This is a genomic window from Psychrobacter sp. AOP5-GZ1-6 (assembly GCF_052376345.1).
Taxonomy (GTDB): Bacteria; Pseudomonadota; Gammaproteobacteria; order Pseudomonadales; family Moraxellaceae; genus Psychrobacter.
The window spans coordinates 20,252-39,712 of record NZ_JBQSVP010000018.1 but is presented as its reverse complement, the minus strand read 5'-3'; the positions used below and the strand labels follow the sequence as shown (position 1 = coordinate 39,712).

The 19,461-nt window shown below is 42.9% G+C and carries 11 protein-coding genes; 2 read left to right on the top strand and 9 right to left on the bottom strand.

Annotation, left to right across the window (positions count from 1 at the left end):
- Positions 1 to 19: 19 nt before the first annotated feature.
- Positions 20 to 856 (top strand): Cof-type HAD-IIB family hydrolase, encoded by an 837-nt coding sequence (locus ACT3RN_RS04300; RefSeq protein WP_192518680.1) that lies wholly within the window; start codon positions 20 to 22, stop codon positions 854 to 856.
- A gap of 108 nt (positions 857 to 964) precedes the next feature.
- Here ACT3RN_RS04300 and ACT3RN_RS04295 read toward each other — a convergent pair whose 3' ends face one another.
- Together ACT3RN_RS04295 and ACT3RN_RS04290 are read right to left on the bottom strand one after the other, a co-directional pair.
- Complete coding sequence (locus tag ACT3RN_RS04295; protein WP_192518679.1) at positions 965 to 2,584, bottom strand: AbgT family transporter; 1,620 nt, start codon at positions 2,582 to 2,584, stop codon at positions 965 to 967.
- A gap of 470 nt (positions 2,585 to 3,054) precedes the next feature.
- Positions 3,055 to 3,852, bottom strand: coding sequence for a 3-oxoacyl-ACP reductase (locus ACT3RN_RS04290; RefSeq protein WP_225739096.1), 798 nt, complete (start codon positions 3,850 to 3,852; stop codon positions 3,055 to 3,057).
- A gap of 653 nt (positions 3,853 to 4,505) precedes the next feature.
- On the opposite strand from ACT3RN_RS04290, the gene ACT3RN_RS04285 reads away from it, so the two are divergent.
- Complete coding sequence (locus ACT3RN_RS04285) at positions 4,506 to 5,627, top strand: ABC transporter substrate-binding protein (protein WP_192518678.1); 1,122 nt, start codon at positions 4,506 to 4,508, stop codon at positions 5,625 to 5,627.
- Between the two features lie 88 nt (positions 5,628 to 5,715).
- On the opposite strand, the gene ACT3RN_RS04280 is transcribed toward ACT3RN_RS04285, so the two are convergent.
- The 7 genes from ACT3RN_RS04280 to pilQ all read right to left on the bottom strand — a co-directional run bounded on the left by ACT3RN_RS04280 (position 5,716) and on the right by pilQ (position 19,450).
- On the bottom strand, positions 5,716 to 6,927 hold the full coding sequence (locus tag ACT3RN_RS04280) for an FUSC family protein (RefSeq protein ID WP_192518677.1): 1,212 nt from the start codon (positions 6,925 to 6,927) through the stop codon (positions 5,716 to 5,718).
- Between the two features lie 188 nt (positions 6,928 to 7,115).
- Positions 7,116 to 8,537 (bottom strand): glutamate synthase subunit beta, encoded by a 1,422-nt coding sequence (locus tag ACT3RN_RS04275; RefSeq protein ID WP_192518676.1) that lies wholly within the window; start codon positions 8,535 to 8,537, stop codon positions 7,116 to 7,118.
- A gap of 140 nt (positions 8,538 to 8,677) precedes the next feature.
- Positions 8,678 to 13,177, bottom strand: a complete 4,500-nt coding sequence (gene gltB / locus ACT3RN_RS04270; protein ID WP_413038431.1) for a glutamate synthase large subunit — start codon at positions 13,175 to 13,177, stop codon at positions 8,678 to 8,680.
- Positions 13,178 to 14,110: 933 nt separating this feature from the next.
- Positions 14,111 to 15,142, bottom strand: coding sequence for a hypothetical protein (locus ACT3RN_RS04265; RefSeq protein WP_192518674.1), 1,032 nt, complete (start codon positions 15,140 to 15,142; stop codon positions 14,111 to 14,113).
- A 128-nt stretch (positions 15,143 to 15,270) separates the two neighbouring features.
- A complete protein-coding gene (gene aroB / locus ACT3RN_RS04260) occupies positions 15,271 to 16,380 on the bottom strand; it encodes a 3-dehydroquinate synthase (RefSeq protein WP_192518673.1) in 1,110 nt (369 codons plus the stop codon).
- Between the two features lie 70 nt (positions 16,381 to 16,450).
- Entirely contained in the window at positions 16,451 to 17,017 is a 567-nt protein-coding gene (aroK, locus tag ACT3RN_RS04255) for a shikimate kinase AroK (RefSeq protein ID WP_192518672.1), read from the bottom strand.
- Between the two features lie 219 nt (positions 17,018 to 17,236).
- A complete protein-coding gene (pilQ, locus tag ACT3RN_RS04250) occupies positions 17,237 to 19,450 on the bottom strand; it encodes a type IV pilus secretin PilQ (protein ID WP_192518671.1) in 2,214 nt (737 codons plus the stop codon).
- Between the last annotated feature and the right edge of the window lie 11 nt (positions 19,451 to 19,461).

Genomic DNA, 19,461 nt, shown 5'->3' with positions numbered 1-19,461 from the left:
AAATAATAATAGGACAGTCATGTTTGTTGAAGACAAAACCGCCACGAAGGCGATGGCTCAAAACATACCCATACCTACGCCTAAAATCATATTTTTTGATATTGATGATACCCTCAGCCGTAACGGTATTATCGCTAAACACAATCAGGCAACGCTTGAGCAGCTTGCTGAGAGTAATATCAAGCTGGTGATATCAACGGGACGCTCTAAAGCCATCTTACCAAACGATATCCTTGCGTTGTTGGAAGCCAATGTATTGGACGCTATTATTTGTATGAATGGCCAATATAGCTTCGATAATAACGGCAGAATCAGCCACTATCCATTGTCTGTAGAACAAACCGCAAAAATTAAAAGCCTATGTATGCAGAGCGAATTTATTCACAAGTTTGACTCAGCCACTCATATTGCTTGGTCAGGTGAAAACGAACGTCTGCGTGAGTTTAATGCAATCACGCCCAACTCTATCGTTGATCCCGAGTACCACAAGTCCAACACCGTTTATCAATGCTCTGTTTTCTTCAATGATCAAGAAGACAAAATGCAAGATATTGACTTTGCAAAATACGATTTAAAACTGGTGCATTGGCATCAGATTGGCGCAGATATCTTGCCGATAGAAGCATCCAAAGCGCGCGGTATCATAGACGTATGTAAATACTACGATGTAGATGCAAGCGAGTGTATGGCATTCGGTGACGGAATGAATGATTTAGAAATGTTCGACTTAGTTGGGTTTGCTGTGGCGATGGGCGATTCGCAGCCTGCACTGATAGCACGAGCTGATTTTGTCACTGGTACGATTGAGGAGTATGGCTTACAGACAGTACTCAATCAGTTAAAAACCACATCATAAGAATAGCAATACAAGCGAAGCCATTTGCACTCATTTGAAAAAATCCCTCACTAGATCACTAGTAAGGGCTTTTTTTGATTGGCATATTTTTTACAACTACTTAACCATTTATTGCGCTGGATAAAAAGTCTCTGACCCTGGGCCCACTGGCAAACCAAGTACAAATACCCACACAGAGAACAAGATTGTCCAACCAATCAAAAATGCCATCGAGTATGGTAGCATCATCGCCATCAATGTACCGACACCTGTGTCTTTTTTATAGCGCATTGCCACTGCCAGAATAAGACCAAAATAGCCCAACATCGGGGTGATGATATTGGTCGTCGAATCGCCAATGCGATAAGCAGCTTGTATCATCTCAGGCGCATAACCCGTTAGCATCAGCATCGGTACGAATATCGGCGCAGTCACTGCCCACTGTGCAGACGCTGAGCCTAGCATTAGGTTGACCAAACCACAAATGAGGATAAAACCAATCAATAGTAAAGGACCTGTGAGACCAATATCGCTCAAAAAAGTCGCGCCAGATACGGCCATTACTGAGCCCAAGTTTGACCACTTAAAGAACGCGGTAAACTGTGCAGCAAAAAATACTAATACGATATAAATACTTAACGAGCTCATGGCGTTGCTCATAGCATCAACGATATCTTGATTGCTCTTGATGCTACCAGTGATCTTACCGTAGATATAACCTGGGAGCGCAAAGAATACAAAAATAAAGACCACAATGCCTTTTAAAAATGGCGACCCTGATACTAGGCCTGTCTCTGCATTACGCAAGATGCCATCAGCAGGCACTACTGTCCACGCCAGCAATAAGCAAAATATCAACATGCTGATACCTGCCCACAGTAAACCTTTTTTCTCAAGCGTTGATACTTTTTCGATTTGCGTCTCTAGCACAGAGGCATCATCAGCATCTTTAGGGTTATACTCCCCCAAGCTTGGCTCAACGATTTTTTCCGTGACAAAATAACCCAGACCACTGATCAAAAAGGTACTGGCGATCATAAAGTACCAGTTGGCCTCTGCTCCAACAGTATAAGCCGGATCAATGATACGAGCCGCTTCTTGGGTAATTCCTGATAACAGAGGATCGACCGTCCCTAGTAGCAAATTAGCGCTATAACCACCAGACACTCCGGCAAATGCCGCCGCTAAACCTGCTAAAGGATGTCTACCTAGCGAGTGAAAAATCACCGCTGCCAGTGGTATCAGTACCACGTAACCGAGCTCAGCTGCAGTGTTTGACATGATGCCTGCGAACACGATGGTAAAGGTGACCATCTTTTTAGGAGCATTCATGACCAGACCTCGCAGCGCAGCTGATATCATGCCAGAGTGTTCAGCGATACCAACACCTAACAACGCTACTAGCACCGTACCTAGCGGCACAAAACCGGTAAAGTTGGTCACAAGATTTTCGACGATACGAGCCAAGCCTTCACCGTTCAATAAGTTGACGACTTCGATCATCCCATCAGCGCTACGTCCGCTTGCGCCCTCTGGCCTTGGGTCGATCACTGACACGCCAAAGTATGACATGACAGCTGAGAGCACCAACAACAGCACAGACATCCAAACGAATAAAATAACCGGATGCGGCAATAAATTACCGAGCCACTCGACGCCTTTTAAAAACCGCTGCATGCGAGAGTTTTTCTCTGTTGCATCAAAATCATTGTGTGGCGGACTGCCATTTGGCGAATTACTTCCTTGCATAACCCATTACTCCAATCAGCACTTAAGCACAGTGAATGCACTTAAGCTATATAAGAAATTGATAAAAGAATGAAATTGAAACATAGTTGATAATTAGAGACAAATGTTTTTGTATGACCAAACAAAAAGTTTGTAACTATATGCAACTTATAAATCACAGGTGCCTAAAATAAGTACCTAAAAATGAACTGCCAAACATAAAAAAAGCAACAAATCGGAATACATCCAATCTGTCGCCAATCAATAATACGTGAGAACTAAATAAGCATGATGTCCTATTCTGCACAATGAAAAGTGAGCCCGCTTGCACAGTATACAAACTCTTAGCGCCTATCTGCTACCTAGACATAAACCCAGCCGCCAAGGTTATAAAACCTTACCGTGATAAGAATTAGTACCACTGCTATCTATCGTTATTTTTATGATGCTCACACCGTCAGCTATTCACTAAAAAGCACTAAATAAGTCTATCAAGGCATCGTCAAACCGCCATCGACCGCGATAGACTGTCCAGTAATAGCAGCACTCAAGTCAGATGCCATTAGTAGTACAGAATTGGCAAAGTCGGCCACTGAGGTCGCTTGACGTAACGGTGTCGTCGTAGCGATATAATCGAACACCTCCTCAGTCGTTAAGCTGCTCGCATCTGTAGTTTTCAATAGGCCACCTGCCAGCAGGTTTACCCGAATACCGTACTGTCCTAGCTCGCTTGCCAAGTTGCGCGTCAGCCCAATCAGCGCAGATTTGGCAGTGGTATAGTCGTAATAAGTGACCACTGGGTTGTAGACAAGATTGGTCGAGATATTGATAATCTTGCCCATTTTCTGTAATTTCATCTGTGGCAACACCGCTTGTACTGTGTTAACCGCACCCTTCACGATGCCATCCATTTGCTGCGAGAAGTGGGACCACTTTACGGTTTCGATACTGGTGTACGCAGCACTTGGATTGAACTGATAATTAGGTAAAGCGTTGTTGACCAATATATCAATGCCACCAAAATATTTGATCACTGCTGCTGCCATTGCTTGCATCTGGATTGTATCAGTCACATCTCCTTGATAAGCAAATGCTTGCCCACCTGTCGCTTTAATATCTTCTACCACTGCCTCGGCAGCCTCCTTACTGTTCAGGTAATTGACGCACACACTAGCCCCTGCAGCTGCCATCTGTCTGGCTATTTGTGCGCCGAGACCACGACTGGCACCTGTGACAATAGCAACTTTATCCTTGAGAAGCATTGGTGGTATTGGGTAGCTTTGAGTCATGATGTTGTATCCTTTATTATTGTGTTATGGTTAAACTCACCTATCCTATTCATCATATAAGCGCCATGATAAGAATCATATGACACAGTTATCATAGCTTCGCATTCATCATAGCATGATTACCTAGTGCCCCTAAGCTGACAAAGACTCATACTATATAGTCAGTCCTAAATAAAACAGATACAAATGTAACCATGCAATACTGGTATACATTTTCCTTGCTTGCTGTGCCTGCGCAGACAGAGGCTACGCAAAATGCACCCAGTATCGCTGTATTTATTTTATAGTGGATCGACGATATCTCATATAAAAGCTGTCTTTTTAACAGAAAATCAGTCTATCATAACCACCATTCTTAACGATTGTCTCAATATCCCCTTTAAATCACTGAAACAAATAGCCATAATGGTGTAACTGTTTATATTCACTAGCATTTAGGGTGTGTCCTCATTTTAAAAATGGTGATAAAAATGAGATAAATTGTAGTCAAACAAGGAAAATAGCGCAGATAATATCGAGATATTAGTCAGCTATTTGACGCCGTTTGGCAAGATTTAGCCATTTTTAACCCATTTAGATGGCTATCGATTGAATTGAGGACACGCCCTAGTAGTTTTCACTTATTTGTATCGTTTTTATTTTGGAGAATTGTTTTGACCCATTTACCATCAGGCCCTGCGACTCGTGCGGGCCATATAGTACCAAAAGCATTATTAGCAGCGGCTATCGGCTTGGTGCTTGCCAGCTGCAGCAATTCTGAGAATACCGCAGCTGACAGCAGTACCACTACAAGTGATGTAACGCTTAATCTATACAACTGGTCAGAATATATGCCTCAAGAAATTCTGGATGGTTTTGAAGAAGAGACTGGCATTACCGTTAATTACACTACGTTTGACTCTAATGAAGCCATGTATGCCAAGCTCAAGCTACTCGATGACTCAAGTCAGTACGACCTTGCTGTGCCATCGACCTATTATGTCGAAAAAATGGCTAATGAAGGCTTATTACAAGAAATTGATAAATCAAAATTGAGCAATTTTAAAAATTTGGATACGTCATTTACTAATACCAAAGTAGATCCTGAAAACAAATACTCTATTCCTTATATGTGGGGCAGCACAGGTCTAGCAATCAATGGAGATAGCGTTGATCCTGCGACAGTTAATAGTTGGAATGATCTATGGGATCCCAAGTATAAAGGGCAAGTCATGCTGACCAATGATGTGCGAGAAGTGTTTGGTATGGCGCTATTCACCCTGGGTTACTCAGGTAATAGCAGCAATCCCGATGAAATTGAAGCCGCTTATAACAAGCTCACGACGTTAATGCCCAATGTTAAGACATTCAACTCAGACGCCACACGCATGCCATATATGGAAGGTGAAACCTCAGTGGGTATGAGCTGGAATGGCGAAGCAGTAATCGCCAATGATGAAGGTCTCACCAGCTTGGTTTATAAGTACCCTAGCGAAGGGGCAATCTTATGGATGGACAACTTTGTCATTCCAAAAAACGCCAAGCAAGTAGATGCAGCGCACAAATTTATTGACTATCTATTGCGCCCTGAAAACTCAAAAATCGTCAGCGAAGAAATCGGTTACGCCTCACCAAATATTGCAGCACGTGAAATGATGCCAGACGACGTGAAAAACAATCCTACTATCTATCCTTCTAAGGAAGTACTAGCGAAAGCAGAGTTTCAAGAAGATGTAGGCGATGACGCACTGCAAATATATCAGCAGTATTGGGATAAGCTAAAAACAGGACGTTAATCGCTGCATTTTTTACGAACATAAGATAAAACTAGAGCGTGTTAAAACCAGAAAATAAAAACGCTGACTATCCAAAGTCAGCGTTTTTTTATAAACCCAAATCCCCTTCACCGCCCTGCTCTTTCATTCTACGATGCTCACGACGTTGATAACCAAGACCAGATGCCGCATACCATTGTGGCTTGGTAGTCTGTAGCAAATCACTCATCTGCTGCAATTGCGTCTGTAACGTTTGAGTTAACCAAAAATATCCCTGCCACTCAAATGCCAAACTCTGCACACTTGGATACTCCGAGACTGCGATGCGAGTAATAGGGCGAAACACCTCATCACTTGGACTACGCAATACCGCTGCCATATGATGCATGGCTTGCGTCAGCTCATTCTGATAATGTACCAATAAAATATAATTATCGTCATCGATATCAGTATTTATCAAACGAGGTGCCGCACTCAGCAATAAATCAATGGTTCCGATAATATTACGGTGGGTACGTTGAATGATTTCTAACGTTGGTTTATCGATACCTGACTCACTAGCCGTCGCTGCGATATGTGGCCGCACAGCAAGTAATCGTTTATTAATTTGCTGTAGTTCTGCGACTAGTGCCTCGTTGACAGGTACTTCTTCAACGGGAAAGACCTTTGAGCTCTGCTGCTGGGTCAAAGCATCTTTGATCTCATCAGGAGTATCAATATGCTTGCCGACACCAGCATATAGACTGCTACAAGCATCGAGGTTACTGCTCAATAGAAATCGCCACATCAACGTCGACTTCAGCGGCAAAATGAGTGTCACAGCTACCGAAACGCCTGTACCCAATAAAATATTTAGGGCGCGGTAGATGCCATCTTGGCTCATATTACTTTGGCCCAAATTTGAGATAATCATCAACATAGTGATACCAGTCAGCAATCCCGTATAACCGAGGTTCCTAACTGCTAAATAACCAATAATACTACTGACCAAACCAATCAGCGCATAATACACCCATACCCATGCATTCACGCTATCACTGAACCACAAAATACCGAAAGCTGCGATGATACCAAATATTGTACCCAATATTCGCTCTTTGGCTTTGGTATAAATAGCACCTTGATACTGCAACAATCCCAAAATGATAAACACAGTGATGGTTGTCCACTCTCCATGAGGAAAGCCAGTAAGGGCATTAATTAGCAAAGCAAGTATAACCGCCACACCTAAGCGTATGGCATGCAAAATATCTGCATATTGATAACGAACGTAAGGCTCAATGAACGGAGCAGTTACACGCTGCCAAAGAATTGATTTCACGCAAGATTACTCTCTTTAATGGATAGGAAAAAATAAATGACGAACATCACTCGTTACTAACAAACATGCTATCAGTCGCACTGCAATTTACAAAGCAATAATCAAAAAAACGCCTTTTGCCCATTTAAAGGACAAAAGACGCTCAAGCTAGAACCTGCGTATAAATCGCTAGATTTAGATAAATTATATTATACTTCTAAGAAGTCCAATATACCTTCTGCTGCTTCCCGACCTTCCCAAATAGCCGTTACGACTAAATCAGAACCGCGAACCATATCACCACCAGCGAATATTTTTGGATTTTTTGTTTGGAATTTAAACGTTTGCTGCTCAGCTGCCAATACTCGACCCGAGCTATCCATCGCCACTTGCTGTGACTCAAACCAGTCAGCAGGGCTAGGACGGAAACCAAAAGCCATAATCACAGCATCACAAGGGATAATTTCTTCTGAATTAGGAATCGGTTCAGGACGTTGACGACCACGGTTGTCTGGTGCGCCCAATTGAGTAGTCACAACTTTTACGCCGTTGACCTTACCATTCAAACCAATGATTTCCGTCGGCTGACGATTAAACAAGAACTCAACACCTTCCTCGCGAGCATTAACCACCTCACGGCGAGATCCTGGCATATTTTCTTCATCGCGGCGATAGGCACAGACAACCTTCTCAGCACCTTGACGAATACTGGTACGGTTGCAGTCCATTGCGGTATCACCACCACCTAGCACCACAACTCTCTTGCCTTTAAAGTCGATGTATTCTGCAGGGTTCTTTTCCCAGTCATTACAACGATTCACATTGGCAATCAAGTAGTCTAACGCATCATATACACCTTCTAACTCTTCACCAGCGAAGCCGCCACGCATGTAAGTGTAAGTGCCCATGCCCATGAACACCGCATCGTACTCGCCTAGCAACTCATCAATACTCACATCTGTACCAATTTCTGTCTCAAGACGAAACTCTATACCCATGCCTTCAAAGATGACGCGGCGATTACGCATGACATCTTTTTCCATTTTAAACTCTGGAATACCAAAGGTAAGCAAACCACCAATTTCAGGGCGCTTATCAAACACAACTGGCTTGACACCATTTCTTACTAAAATATCTGCGCAGCCAAGACCTGCAGGCCCTGCCCCAATGATAGCAACCTTTTTATCTGTCCAAACAACATCAGACATGTCAGGACGCCAGCCAAGTGCAAAGGCAGTGTCGTTGATGTATTTTTCAACATTACCAATCGTCACTGCCCCAAAGCCGTCATTTAAGGTACAAGCACCTTCACACAAGCGATCTTGTGGACAGACACGACCACAGACTTCAGGCAAAGTGTTGGTGCGGTGACACAACTCAGCAGCTTGAAATATTTGGCCTTCGGTGGCCAACTTTAGCCAATTAGGAATGTAATTATGTACTGGACATTTCCACTCACAGTACGGATTACCGCATTCAAGACAACGATGTGACTGCTGTGCTACGGCCTCACTCTCAAACGGTTTGTAAATTTCAACAAACTCTGTCGAACGCGTGGCTATGTCTTTTTTGGTCGGTTCTAACCGTGGTACATCTAAAAACTGAAAACTATTTTCTAAGCGTTTTGCCATGATGCTATCTCTCTATAGTGGGCGGTGACAGCGTTTGATAACTGACTCATTTAAAACTTAAGACATGAATATCATTGCCGTCACTTACCTGCTTAAAACTTGTGAGTTAAAACGTATCTTAAAACATATCAGCTATTGCACTATTGCGGATCAGCCATCGTGGTTTTAAGAAGGCTTGCAATGTTCGCCGCTTTTGGTTTCACTAAGTAAAACTTACGAACGTAGTGCTCAAAGTCAGCCAATATAGTCTGACCCCATGCACTGCCTGTTTTATCTACATGAGTTTCAATCACTTTTTGCAAGTGGATTCGATGCTGCTCTGTTTGCTCACTTGAAATACGGTTCAGATCGATAAGCTCATGATTGCAACAATCAAAGAAGTCACCATCCATATCGAGGACATAAGCGAAACCGCCCGTCATACCTGCCCCAAAGTTCAAACCTGTACGTCCAAGAATAGTAACAATACCGCCCGTCATATATTCACAGCAATGATCGCCTGTTCCTTCAATAACAGCATGCGCACCAGAGTTACGAACACCAAAGCGCTCACCTGCTGTACCCGCTGCATACAACCTACCACTGGTCGCACCATATAAACAGGTGTTGCCAATGATAGCCGTATCTTTTGCGGTAAACACTGAGTCTTTTGGTGGATAAATAACAATTTCACCACCTGCCATGCCTTTACCGACATAGTCGTTGGCGTCGCCTTCAAGCTCAATATTTAAACCACCTGCATTCCAAACACCTAAGCTTTGTCCTGCAGTACCAGTTAAATGCAACCTGATTGGCATATCATGCATGCCAAGATTACCCCATACTTGGGCAATTTCACCAGAAATACGTGCACCGATAGAGCGATCACAGTTACCGACATAGTAACTATAATCACCGCCTATTCCTTGGCGAATATTTACAAGCATATCACTAATCATTCGCTCAGCCAGCAACCCTTTATCAAATGGTTCATTTCGTTCTACTTGGCAAGTTTGTGCTTTACCACTGGAGGCTGGATGACTAAATAACAATGGTGTTAAATCAAGATGCTGCTGTTTATCCGTGTTACCTTCTAACACTTCTAATAAATCCGTACGTCCAACTAACTCTTCCATGCTACGCACGCCAAGTGCAGCTAGCCATTCACGGGTTTCAGTTGCCACAAACTTGAAGAAATTAATCAACATTTCAGCTTCGCCGATGAAATGCTCATCACGCAGCTTAGATTTTTGGGTTGCCACACCAGTTGGACAGTTGTTCAAATGACAAATACGTAAATACTTACAACCAACTGCGATCATCGGCGTGGTACCAAAACCGAAACTTTCTGCACCCAAAATGGCGGCTTTTACCACATCAAGCCCTGTTTTTAGACCACCATCAGTTTGTACACGGACTTTATCACGCAGTCCATTGACACGTAGCGACTGATGAGTCTCTGCCAAGCCTAGCTCCCATGGTGAGCCCGCATGGTGGATAGAGGACAATGGAGAAGCTGCTGTACCGCCATCATATCCTGAGATAGTAATGAGGTCGGCATAGGCTTTTGCCACGCCTGTCGCGATAGTGCCAACGCCTGGACGTGATACTAACTTAACCGATACCAAAGCATCCGGATTGACTTGTTTTAAATCAAAAATCAGCTGAGCCAAATCTTCGATAGAATAAATATCATGATGCGGTGGTGGTGAAATTAACGTCACGCCTGGTACGGAATAACGCAATCGTGCAATCAGTGCATTGACTTTACCACCAGGTAGCTGACCACCCTCGCCTGGCTTCGCACCTTGCGCGACTTTAATCTGCATCACTTCTGCTGACCGTAGGTACGCAGGTGTTACGCCAAAGCGACCAGAAGCAACTTGCTTGATTTTTGAGTTACGCAACGTACCATAGCGTACGGGGTCTTCACCGCCCTCACCAGAGTTTGATCGCCCACCAATGGTGTTCATCGCCATGGCAATGGACTCATGTGCTTCAGGTGATAATGCCCCTAGCGACATACCAGCGGAATCAAAACGGGTCAAGATTTTAGAGATATCTTCGACATCGTTGACATCAATAGCACTATCAGTTTTTAACTGTAACAAATCACGTAAAGTTGCGACCGGACGACTATTGACCAAATCCGCATAGTTACGATAGTTTTCATAATCACCAGTACGTACAGCGGTATGAAGACTGTTAATCACATCTGGATTGAAAGCATGATACTCTTTGTTAAAGACAAACTTGAGCAGACCACCTTGATCGAGCGGCGCACGACGCTTAAAGGCATTGGCTGCCAATTGTGCTTGGTCAGCGGCTAGGTCGGCAAAGGTAGCACCTTTAATACGGCTCTGCACACCTTTAAAGCACAAATCTACCACTTCTTCAGAGAGTCCAACTGCTTCAAATAACTGTGCGGCACGGTAAGATACAATGGTAGAAATACCCATTTTTGACAAGATTTTTAGCAGCCCTTTATCCAGACCTTTACGGAAGTTAACCCGTGCTTGAATTGGATCACCAAGCAACTCACCAGTCGCCACTAAATCATCAATGACATCATAAGCCAAGTATGGATAAACACAGGTTGCACCAAAGCCAATCAATACAGCCACTTGATGCGAGTCACGAGCCAAACCGGTCTCAATGATTAAGTTAGCATCCGTACGAATACCTTGGCCAATAAGATAGTGATGCACAGCCCCAGTAACCATAATAGCATTGGCGGGTATTTTATCTGCATCAATATCTTTATCAGATAATACTATTAGCGTATTACCAGCACGAATGGTACTCGCCACTTGCTCACAGATAGCCGTGATGGCGTCTGATAGTTCTAAGTTACGATCATAGTTCAAATCTATACGTGCCATCTTAAATGATGGATCGTCTAGATCTTCCAACTGTTTCATCTTACTGGCTGACAATACCGGTGATGATAAAATAATACGGTGAGCATCTCTCGCTGATGGCGCAAACACATTAGTTTCAGCACCCAAGCACGTCTGTAGCGACATCACGATAGATTCACGTAATGGATCAATCGGTGGATTGGTTACCTGTGCAAACTGCTGACGGAAGAAATCACCTATATGGCGTATTTGCTGTGACAACACGGCCATTGGTGTATCATCACCCATCGAGCCAACTGGCTCTTGACCGTTTTCGGCGTTGGGACGAATGATTTCAGTACGCTCTTCATTGGTAATGTGATACATTTTTTGCAATGCTTTTAGCTGTTCACCTCGGCATGCTTGCACTGAAAGTTCTTCTTCTAGTCGCTCATCATCACGAATACGAGTTGCTTCTTCACGCAGCCATTTACGGTATGGATGTGCTTTTTTCAATAACGTAGCAATGGCTTTAGTGTCTAGAATCTGCCCAGTTAAAGTATCGATAACCAACATTTGACCTGGACCGACACGACCTTTTGCTAATACATCTTTAGGATCATAATCCCAAACGCCAACCTCAGAAGCTACTGTAATATAGCCGTTCTTAGTCGTCACCCAACGTGACGGACGTAGACCGTTTCGATCAAGCATACAGACTGCATAACGCCCATCTTGAATAACCAAACCGGCTGGGCCATCCCAAGCTTCCATATGCTGCGAATAGAACTCATAAAACGCACGCAAATCCATATCCATACTATCGACGTTCTGCCATGCTGGCGGTACTAGAATAGACATCGCATGGAACAAGTTCATGCCACCTGACATGAGCACTTCAAGCATATTATCCAAACTTGATGAATCAGAACCGCTGCTGTTTACGAGCGGTGTTAGCTGGTTCAAATTGGGAAGCTTGTCTGATTTTAGTTTTGGTGTACGAGCTTCAGACCAGTTACGGTTACCAGTAATCGTATTCAACTCACCATTGTGTGCCAAATAACGGAATGGCTGTGCCAATGGCCAGCGTGGTAACGTATTAGTAGAAAAGCGCTGATGGAATACCACAATATGTGAAGCCAAACGCTTGTCTTGTAAATCTAAAAAGAAAGCAGGCAGGTCTGATGGCATTACCAAACCTTTATAAATAATCGTCTGGCAACTCAAAGAACAAACATAAAACAGTTCGTCATCCAACAAACGTTGCTCTGCTTTCTTACGTGCGACAAACAGCTTGCGATTAAAATCATCCGCAGCTAAATCATCGGGAGCATTAACAAATACCTGCTGAAAATCTGGTAGCGTCTCACGACCAATCTCACCAACGATACTGAGATCAAGTGGCACATCACGCCAGCCAGCCACTTCTAACCCTTGGGCTGTAATTTCATCGCTTAATATTTTTTGGCTATATTCAGCTTTATCACTATCTAAATTAACGAACACCATGCCAACGGCAAAATTATCCGTAATGGCAAATTGCTGCTCATCAGCAATCTGTTTGAAGAAATCGGTAGGCGTCGCTAATAGTAAGCCACAACCATCACCAGTTTTACCATCAGCAGCAACACCGCCACGGTGAGTCATACAGCTTAGACTATGAATAGCAGTTTTTACCAAATCATGACTGGCTTGCCCTTCAATATGGGCAATCAAACCAAAACCACAGTTATCAGAAAAGTCATCTGGCGTTGCCAGGTGAGTTTGCGAGGAAATCATTGACATAGCTGGTCCTTGTGAGTAAACGGGTAGCCTATACATCCAATGCGGCACATAAGCTAGCACCCGTAAGCAGAACGGGCTGATAATTAATATTCGTATCCAAATTAATAAATAGCGCAACGCTCAGAGACACTCTGCATTAAGAGCAAGGTCAGATCCTTAACCCTCTTAGTCATGAGCCTATGTCTCAATAAATAATTAGCGTATTAACAGATAGTAAGTAATTGCTCTTGGCAACAGGAGAACGTAACACCTTGCATACCAATTACTTAGTTATCAATAACGTAATGTCGTTATTTTGAGTATCACTTATTATCAAACCATACCTAACGCTTAAAGCCAATCCGTTGAGTATTTGATAACAATGCATTTGATTAATTTTGAATATCTGACGCTCTGTATTCAAGCGCTTTATTAACCCTAAAAAGAGTGAAAATAAGAGAGGTTGCGTCACTTGCAATCGCTGATATACAAATAAAAAATAGCGGCGCTTGAGGCAAAAAAACGTTAGTAACTTACCTTATAAACAACAGAATCATACTAATCGACTGTTAAATAAACAGTTTTTACGATAACTATACAGAACGTCGCCCATAGTTATATTAGTTAATGATGGACAAAAAATCTAGTCTTTTCTACTGATTCATCAACCATATTTTGTAAGAGAACTTATTACTATTGGTTATAGAACCACCAAAACCTTGAAGCAAAAACGTAAAATAAAGCGATGATTGTCAGGCTGCGTTGAGGATTTACACCAATAAAGATTACAAAGAAAATCAGGGTGGTCACTACCTTTTGTATACCAAGCAAGTGTGACATAGTGAGATCATGTTAAAGCTCACTATAGTCAAATCTATATCAATAAATAAACGAGCGACTAAACACAGCCTAGCAACGATTTAGCTGTGTTTAGTCCATCGAATGTTTAATACTCAAATTGAGAACGCGCCCCAAATAGCGCGACCATCACTAATTACTCTTAGACTCTATCAGCGCTTTCATACTGTCATCACTGTCTTTAGGAGGCGTATTAGTATTCGTATTACTATTGCCAGAACTTGTGCTATTAGTCGTACTTGGCGGCTTAGGGGTTGGCACTATTGGCGGTTTTGGAGGTGTACTACTATCAGGGACTGCTGTCGCAGGCTTTTTATTGTCCTGTTCAGGCTTGTTTGAGTTGCCCTCATTTTTATTCGCTGTAACAGGGGTTACTTGTTCATCATTCACAACAGTACGTTCTTCATTAACCGATAAAGTATCAGAGGTATCTGCTGACTGACGAATGCTTTCACTGCCCGGTTCTTGGTCTTCTGGTGGTTTCTGACGCACTGGAACCTCACGCTTAGTAGGCTCTAGATCAACTGCACGAATACTCTTGGCGCTCAAATCCTGCATCGGCTCCGAACGTGTATAGTTATCAATGAGGCCAACATAGCGATTGATTTCTTCTGGTAATGCACGCACATTAGCAGGTAATCTAAAGTCTATAAGTTTTGTTGCCCCAACAGCTTCTTGTGGGCTACTCATCAATCCATAAATCAGCATATAACGTGTTTGCTTCTTATCATCAAGATAACGAAAATAAGCAAATTTATCTCGATCTTCACGCCCGTCTAAATAACTAGTAATCACCTCGTTTTCAGCAACATTCATTACCTGAACGGTCCACTTACCCTTATGAGCGAGTAAGTAACCTTTGTCTTTAAATTCATCAGGGTAATTGCGCAAATCTCGAATCGCCGCATCAAAACTAATTGGCTGTACATCCGTATCAAGCTCATGCAACGATTCAATTTTTAAAGGCTGCTCAAGTTCAGTGCTAAGCGTCTCCGGTGCTGATATCGGAGCATTTTCAATTTTGGCACCCATTGCCGGCGTTTGACTAAACATCCAAATGAGAGCCGTAACTACGCCTAATAATAAGGTTACTACCAGCCAAATCAATGCTTGACGTCGATATGATTGGCTAGCGGTACGCGGCGTCGGTCTTGAGGCGGCCATGAGGGTATCCTTGGTAAAATAAAGTTGACTGCATTAAATAACGATATATGCACATAGTATTAGCGCAAACCAGTATACTTGAATGCTTAATTTCAATAAGCATTTATAGTAACTGAGATTTTGAGAGATTACGCGCTTGGCTGTGATAACACCTCAGTCAAAAGCTTGGGATCAAAATCATTGGTCATTACAGCCTTACCTAGAGATTTTAACAAAATGAGACGGATTTGTCCGTGTTTCACTTTTTTATCATGCCCCATCAAACTCAAAGCAGTTTGCGCATCAATAGTTGGTGCTGCAATGGGTAAGTTGGCCAACATTAAAATACGTTTAATACGAGCCACTTCTTCGATCGTTAACCAACCAATTTTTTGTGAGAGCTCAGCAGCTTGTACCATACCAGCAGCGACTGCTTCGCCATGTAGCCAATTACCATAGCCTTGATGTGTTTCAATCACATGCCCAAAAGTATGACCAAAGTTCAGTAGCGCGCGTACACCTGACTCTCTTTCATCTTGCGCAACGACATCAGCCTTATACTGACAGCAGCGTTTTACTGCATCGCCAAGTACCGCCAAATCTAATGCTATCATTGCAGGTAGATTGTCCTCAAGCCAAGTCAAAAAAGGCTCATCCATAATAAGCGCATACTTAATAACCTCAGCCAACCCTGCTGACAGCTCACGCTCAGGCAAAGTTCTCAGTGTACTCATATCCGCAAGTACCATTTGTGGCTGCCAAAAAGCACCAATCATATTTTTACCATGAGGATGATTGATTCCTGTCTTACCACCTACACTGGAATCCACTTGCGACAAAAGCGTTGTTGGAATTTGAATAAAGTTCACTCCGCGCATAAAACTTGCTGCAGCAAACCCTGTCATATCACCAATAACACCTCCACCTAACGCAATAAGTGTCACATCACGATTAAAATGCTTTGCCATCAATGCATCATAAATGAGGTTGATATTCGCTTGATTTTTATACTGCTCACCATCTGGTAGTACACAAGTGCTAACCGTAAACTGCTTTGTTAGCTCGTCCTCCAGTTCTTTTAAATACAAAGGAGCAACGGTGTCATTCGTGACAATCAAAACTTGGCGACCACTAATATAAGGAGTGACCTGTTCTGCCATGCTATTATTTTCTATCGCCGTTTTTTCCGTAATGACAATTGGATAGTCATGACTTTGCGTATGCACTGTCAAACCATCATGAAACATTGACTTTGTCATTAGAGACTCCCTAAGCATTTTAATAAAATAAAAGTGACTTAACTTCAGTAATAATATCGTCGATCATTACTTATGATTCATTTTCTTTATGGTTTGGCACTGTGACAGTAGATACACTAAAGGACTCTAGTTGCTGTAAGAGTTGGTTAACCATATGACGAGGATAAGTATGACCCGTTGGCATAACAATATCAGCAACTTGACGGTATAATGGATCACGCTTGCTATATAAATCTTGCAAGATTTTCCTAGGATTGGGCTGCTGTAATAATGGGCGTGATTTATCTTTGGCAGTACGTGCCATTTGGACATCAACTGGCGCATTCAAATACACAACGATACCGCGCTGCTGTAAAAACGCTCTATTCTCAGCGCACATAACAGCTCCACCACCAGTAGCCAATACAATTTGGTTTTTTTGAGTCAACTCATCGATAGCTCGCGTTTCACGCTCACGAAACCCCGCTTCGCCTTCTTTGGCAAAGATCCACGCAATATCAGCGCCTGTCTGCGACTCGACATACCAGTCACTATCTACAAAGGTGCGACCTAACTGCTTAGCAAGCAGTTTTCCAATTGTCGTCTTCCCTGCTCCCATCGGCCCTACTAAAAACACCGATGGCAATTCCTCAACCATAATACTTACTCAGTTAAATTAGCTATCATACAACGTCATTGATATTCTGGCTAGTAACGAGGCTCTATTATTAGTAATAACTGAGTGCCTGTTGACCATTCACAAATAAGCACTACTGATCACTAAAACAAGGCCATAAAAAAGCAAGCACTTAGGCTTGCTTTTTTCTTTTATTGGATAACATACTATTAGCTGTAACTTACACAGCCAATACTATTATTAATCCAAGCGACTAACACCATCATTAATCAACTTAGTCGTGATGAATATCAACAACTCTTGTTTCTCATTACTACGCACATCTTTGCGGAAGGCGCGGCCAATATACGGCAAATCCCCTAAGAAAGGCACTTTATCCACGCCGTTACTGGTACGGTTTTTGAACACGCCACCTAAGACCACGGTCTGGCCATCTTCGATGATAACGTTGGTTGAGATTGAGTCTTCAGCGATGGCGACCTGATTGTTGATGATGGTCGGTGTGCCATTGGTGATGAGGAGTTGTAGGCCAATTTTACCATCAGGGGTGATGTTTGGCGTGGCCTCCAAGCTCAGCGCCGCTTCTTTAAAGCTGGTGGTGGTCGCGCCACTGGCTGAGGCCTCTTGATACGGAATCTGAGTCCCAGATGACACCTTTGCGGTTTGTTTATCCGCGGTCAAAATCTTCGGCGTCGAGATGACTTCACCGCGATTGTCCGCTTGCAGCGCTGATAGCTCAAGGTCGAGCATCACATCTGATACATTCAAGATACCAAAAGCAACACCTGCAGGGTTTGAAATACCCAAATCAACGTTCAAGCCACTAGATGTCAGACGGTTATCATCGGGTTTGCCATCAAACAAAATACCCCAACTTACGCCAAGCTCCTTACTAAAGCTATCGGTTGCACTAACGATACGCGCTTCAATCATGACCTGACGGACTGGAATATCAATTTTACCAATCAATTTATGAATATTTTCGATGCTTTCAGCAACGTCTTTGATAATCAAGGTATTGGTACGCTCATCAACCGTGACGGTACCGCGATTTGACAACAAAGAGTTATTGTCGTCGGCACGGTTTGAGCTACTACCAGAAGAGCCGCTGCCTTGAGAAATCAATGTCAGAACATCTTGCGCTTTAGCATAGCTTAAGCGGATGTACTCTGTACGTAACGGTGCAAAAGATTCAACCGCTTGCTGTGCTTCAAGCTCACGTGCCTCTTGCTCGGCAAGCTCGGTAGCAGGTGCCACCAAAATTACATTGCCATTTTCACGTTTACCGAGATTTTTACTCTTTAAGATAATATCAAGCGCCTGATCCCACGGCACGTTGATAAGACGCAAGGTGATATTCCCAGCAACTGAATCATTAGCCACGATATTCATTTCTGTAAACTGCGCTAAAATATCTAAGACACTACGAATTTCAACGTCTTGGAATTCCATAGATAATGGCTCACCACTATATACTTTTTCTTCAAGCGTCGGCTCACGTAATAGTGCTGGCTTATTGATACTAATGTTTAATTGACTACCTGATTGATAGGCTTGATACTCATAATCATCAGTCATATTAATAGTAATGACACCATTCTGACCTTGATTCTTGGTATCAATGCTATTAACAAGACCACTATTAATATTTAAACGGCGTAATAGGTTTCTAGGCACTGTACTACCAGTTAAATATACCACCAACTTGTTACCTTGGCGTTGTACGTCAACTGGTATGGCTTCATTGTTAAGTGCGATACTAACATTACCACCGCCATCATTTCCTGCTGAAAAATCAACCGCACTCAACCCTTCATAGCTATACTGCTTGCTCACTTGTGAAGAAGCAAGTTGTGGACTCAACAATGGATTGACTCTGACTACCATCGTATCCGCTGGTACTTGGTTTTCAGTCACAGTCTGACTGCTTGTATTAGCAGTATATCCACTACTGGCTTCTACAATTGGTGTCGTTGTGACATTATTGTTCAATACATCTTGGACAGGATCGCTGGTCATCACTGAACCATTGGGATCAGTGATGGTTAATACTAAATCGTTGCCATCAATCGTTGTTGTATAACTGCCTGTTTGTTTTAATCCAACAATAAGGCGAGTGGTACTGTCACTACTTAGCGTAGTGAGATCATTGACTATCCCAGTATTGTATTCACTAAAGCGACTTGCAAGTCCGTTTTGTACTTGCTCAAAATCTAATACCAAACGGCTAGGGTCATCAAGTTGATAAGCTGCAGGTAATACTGGTGAACCTGAAAAACCCAAACGAATTTGCGTCACTGCTGGCGCAGTTTGCACCACAGAGACATCATTAATGCGCTGTGCAGCATGGGCACTGTTGCTCACTGCTACCATACTAATTGCCAATGCTGAAATGGCAAAAGCAGAAGAGACGCGGTTGCTCATCATCGTTACCTTGTTATTGCGTACTGTCATTATTTATTCCT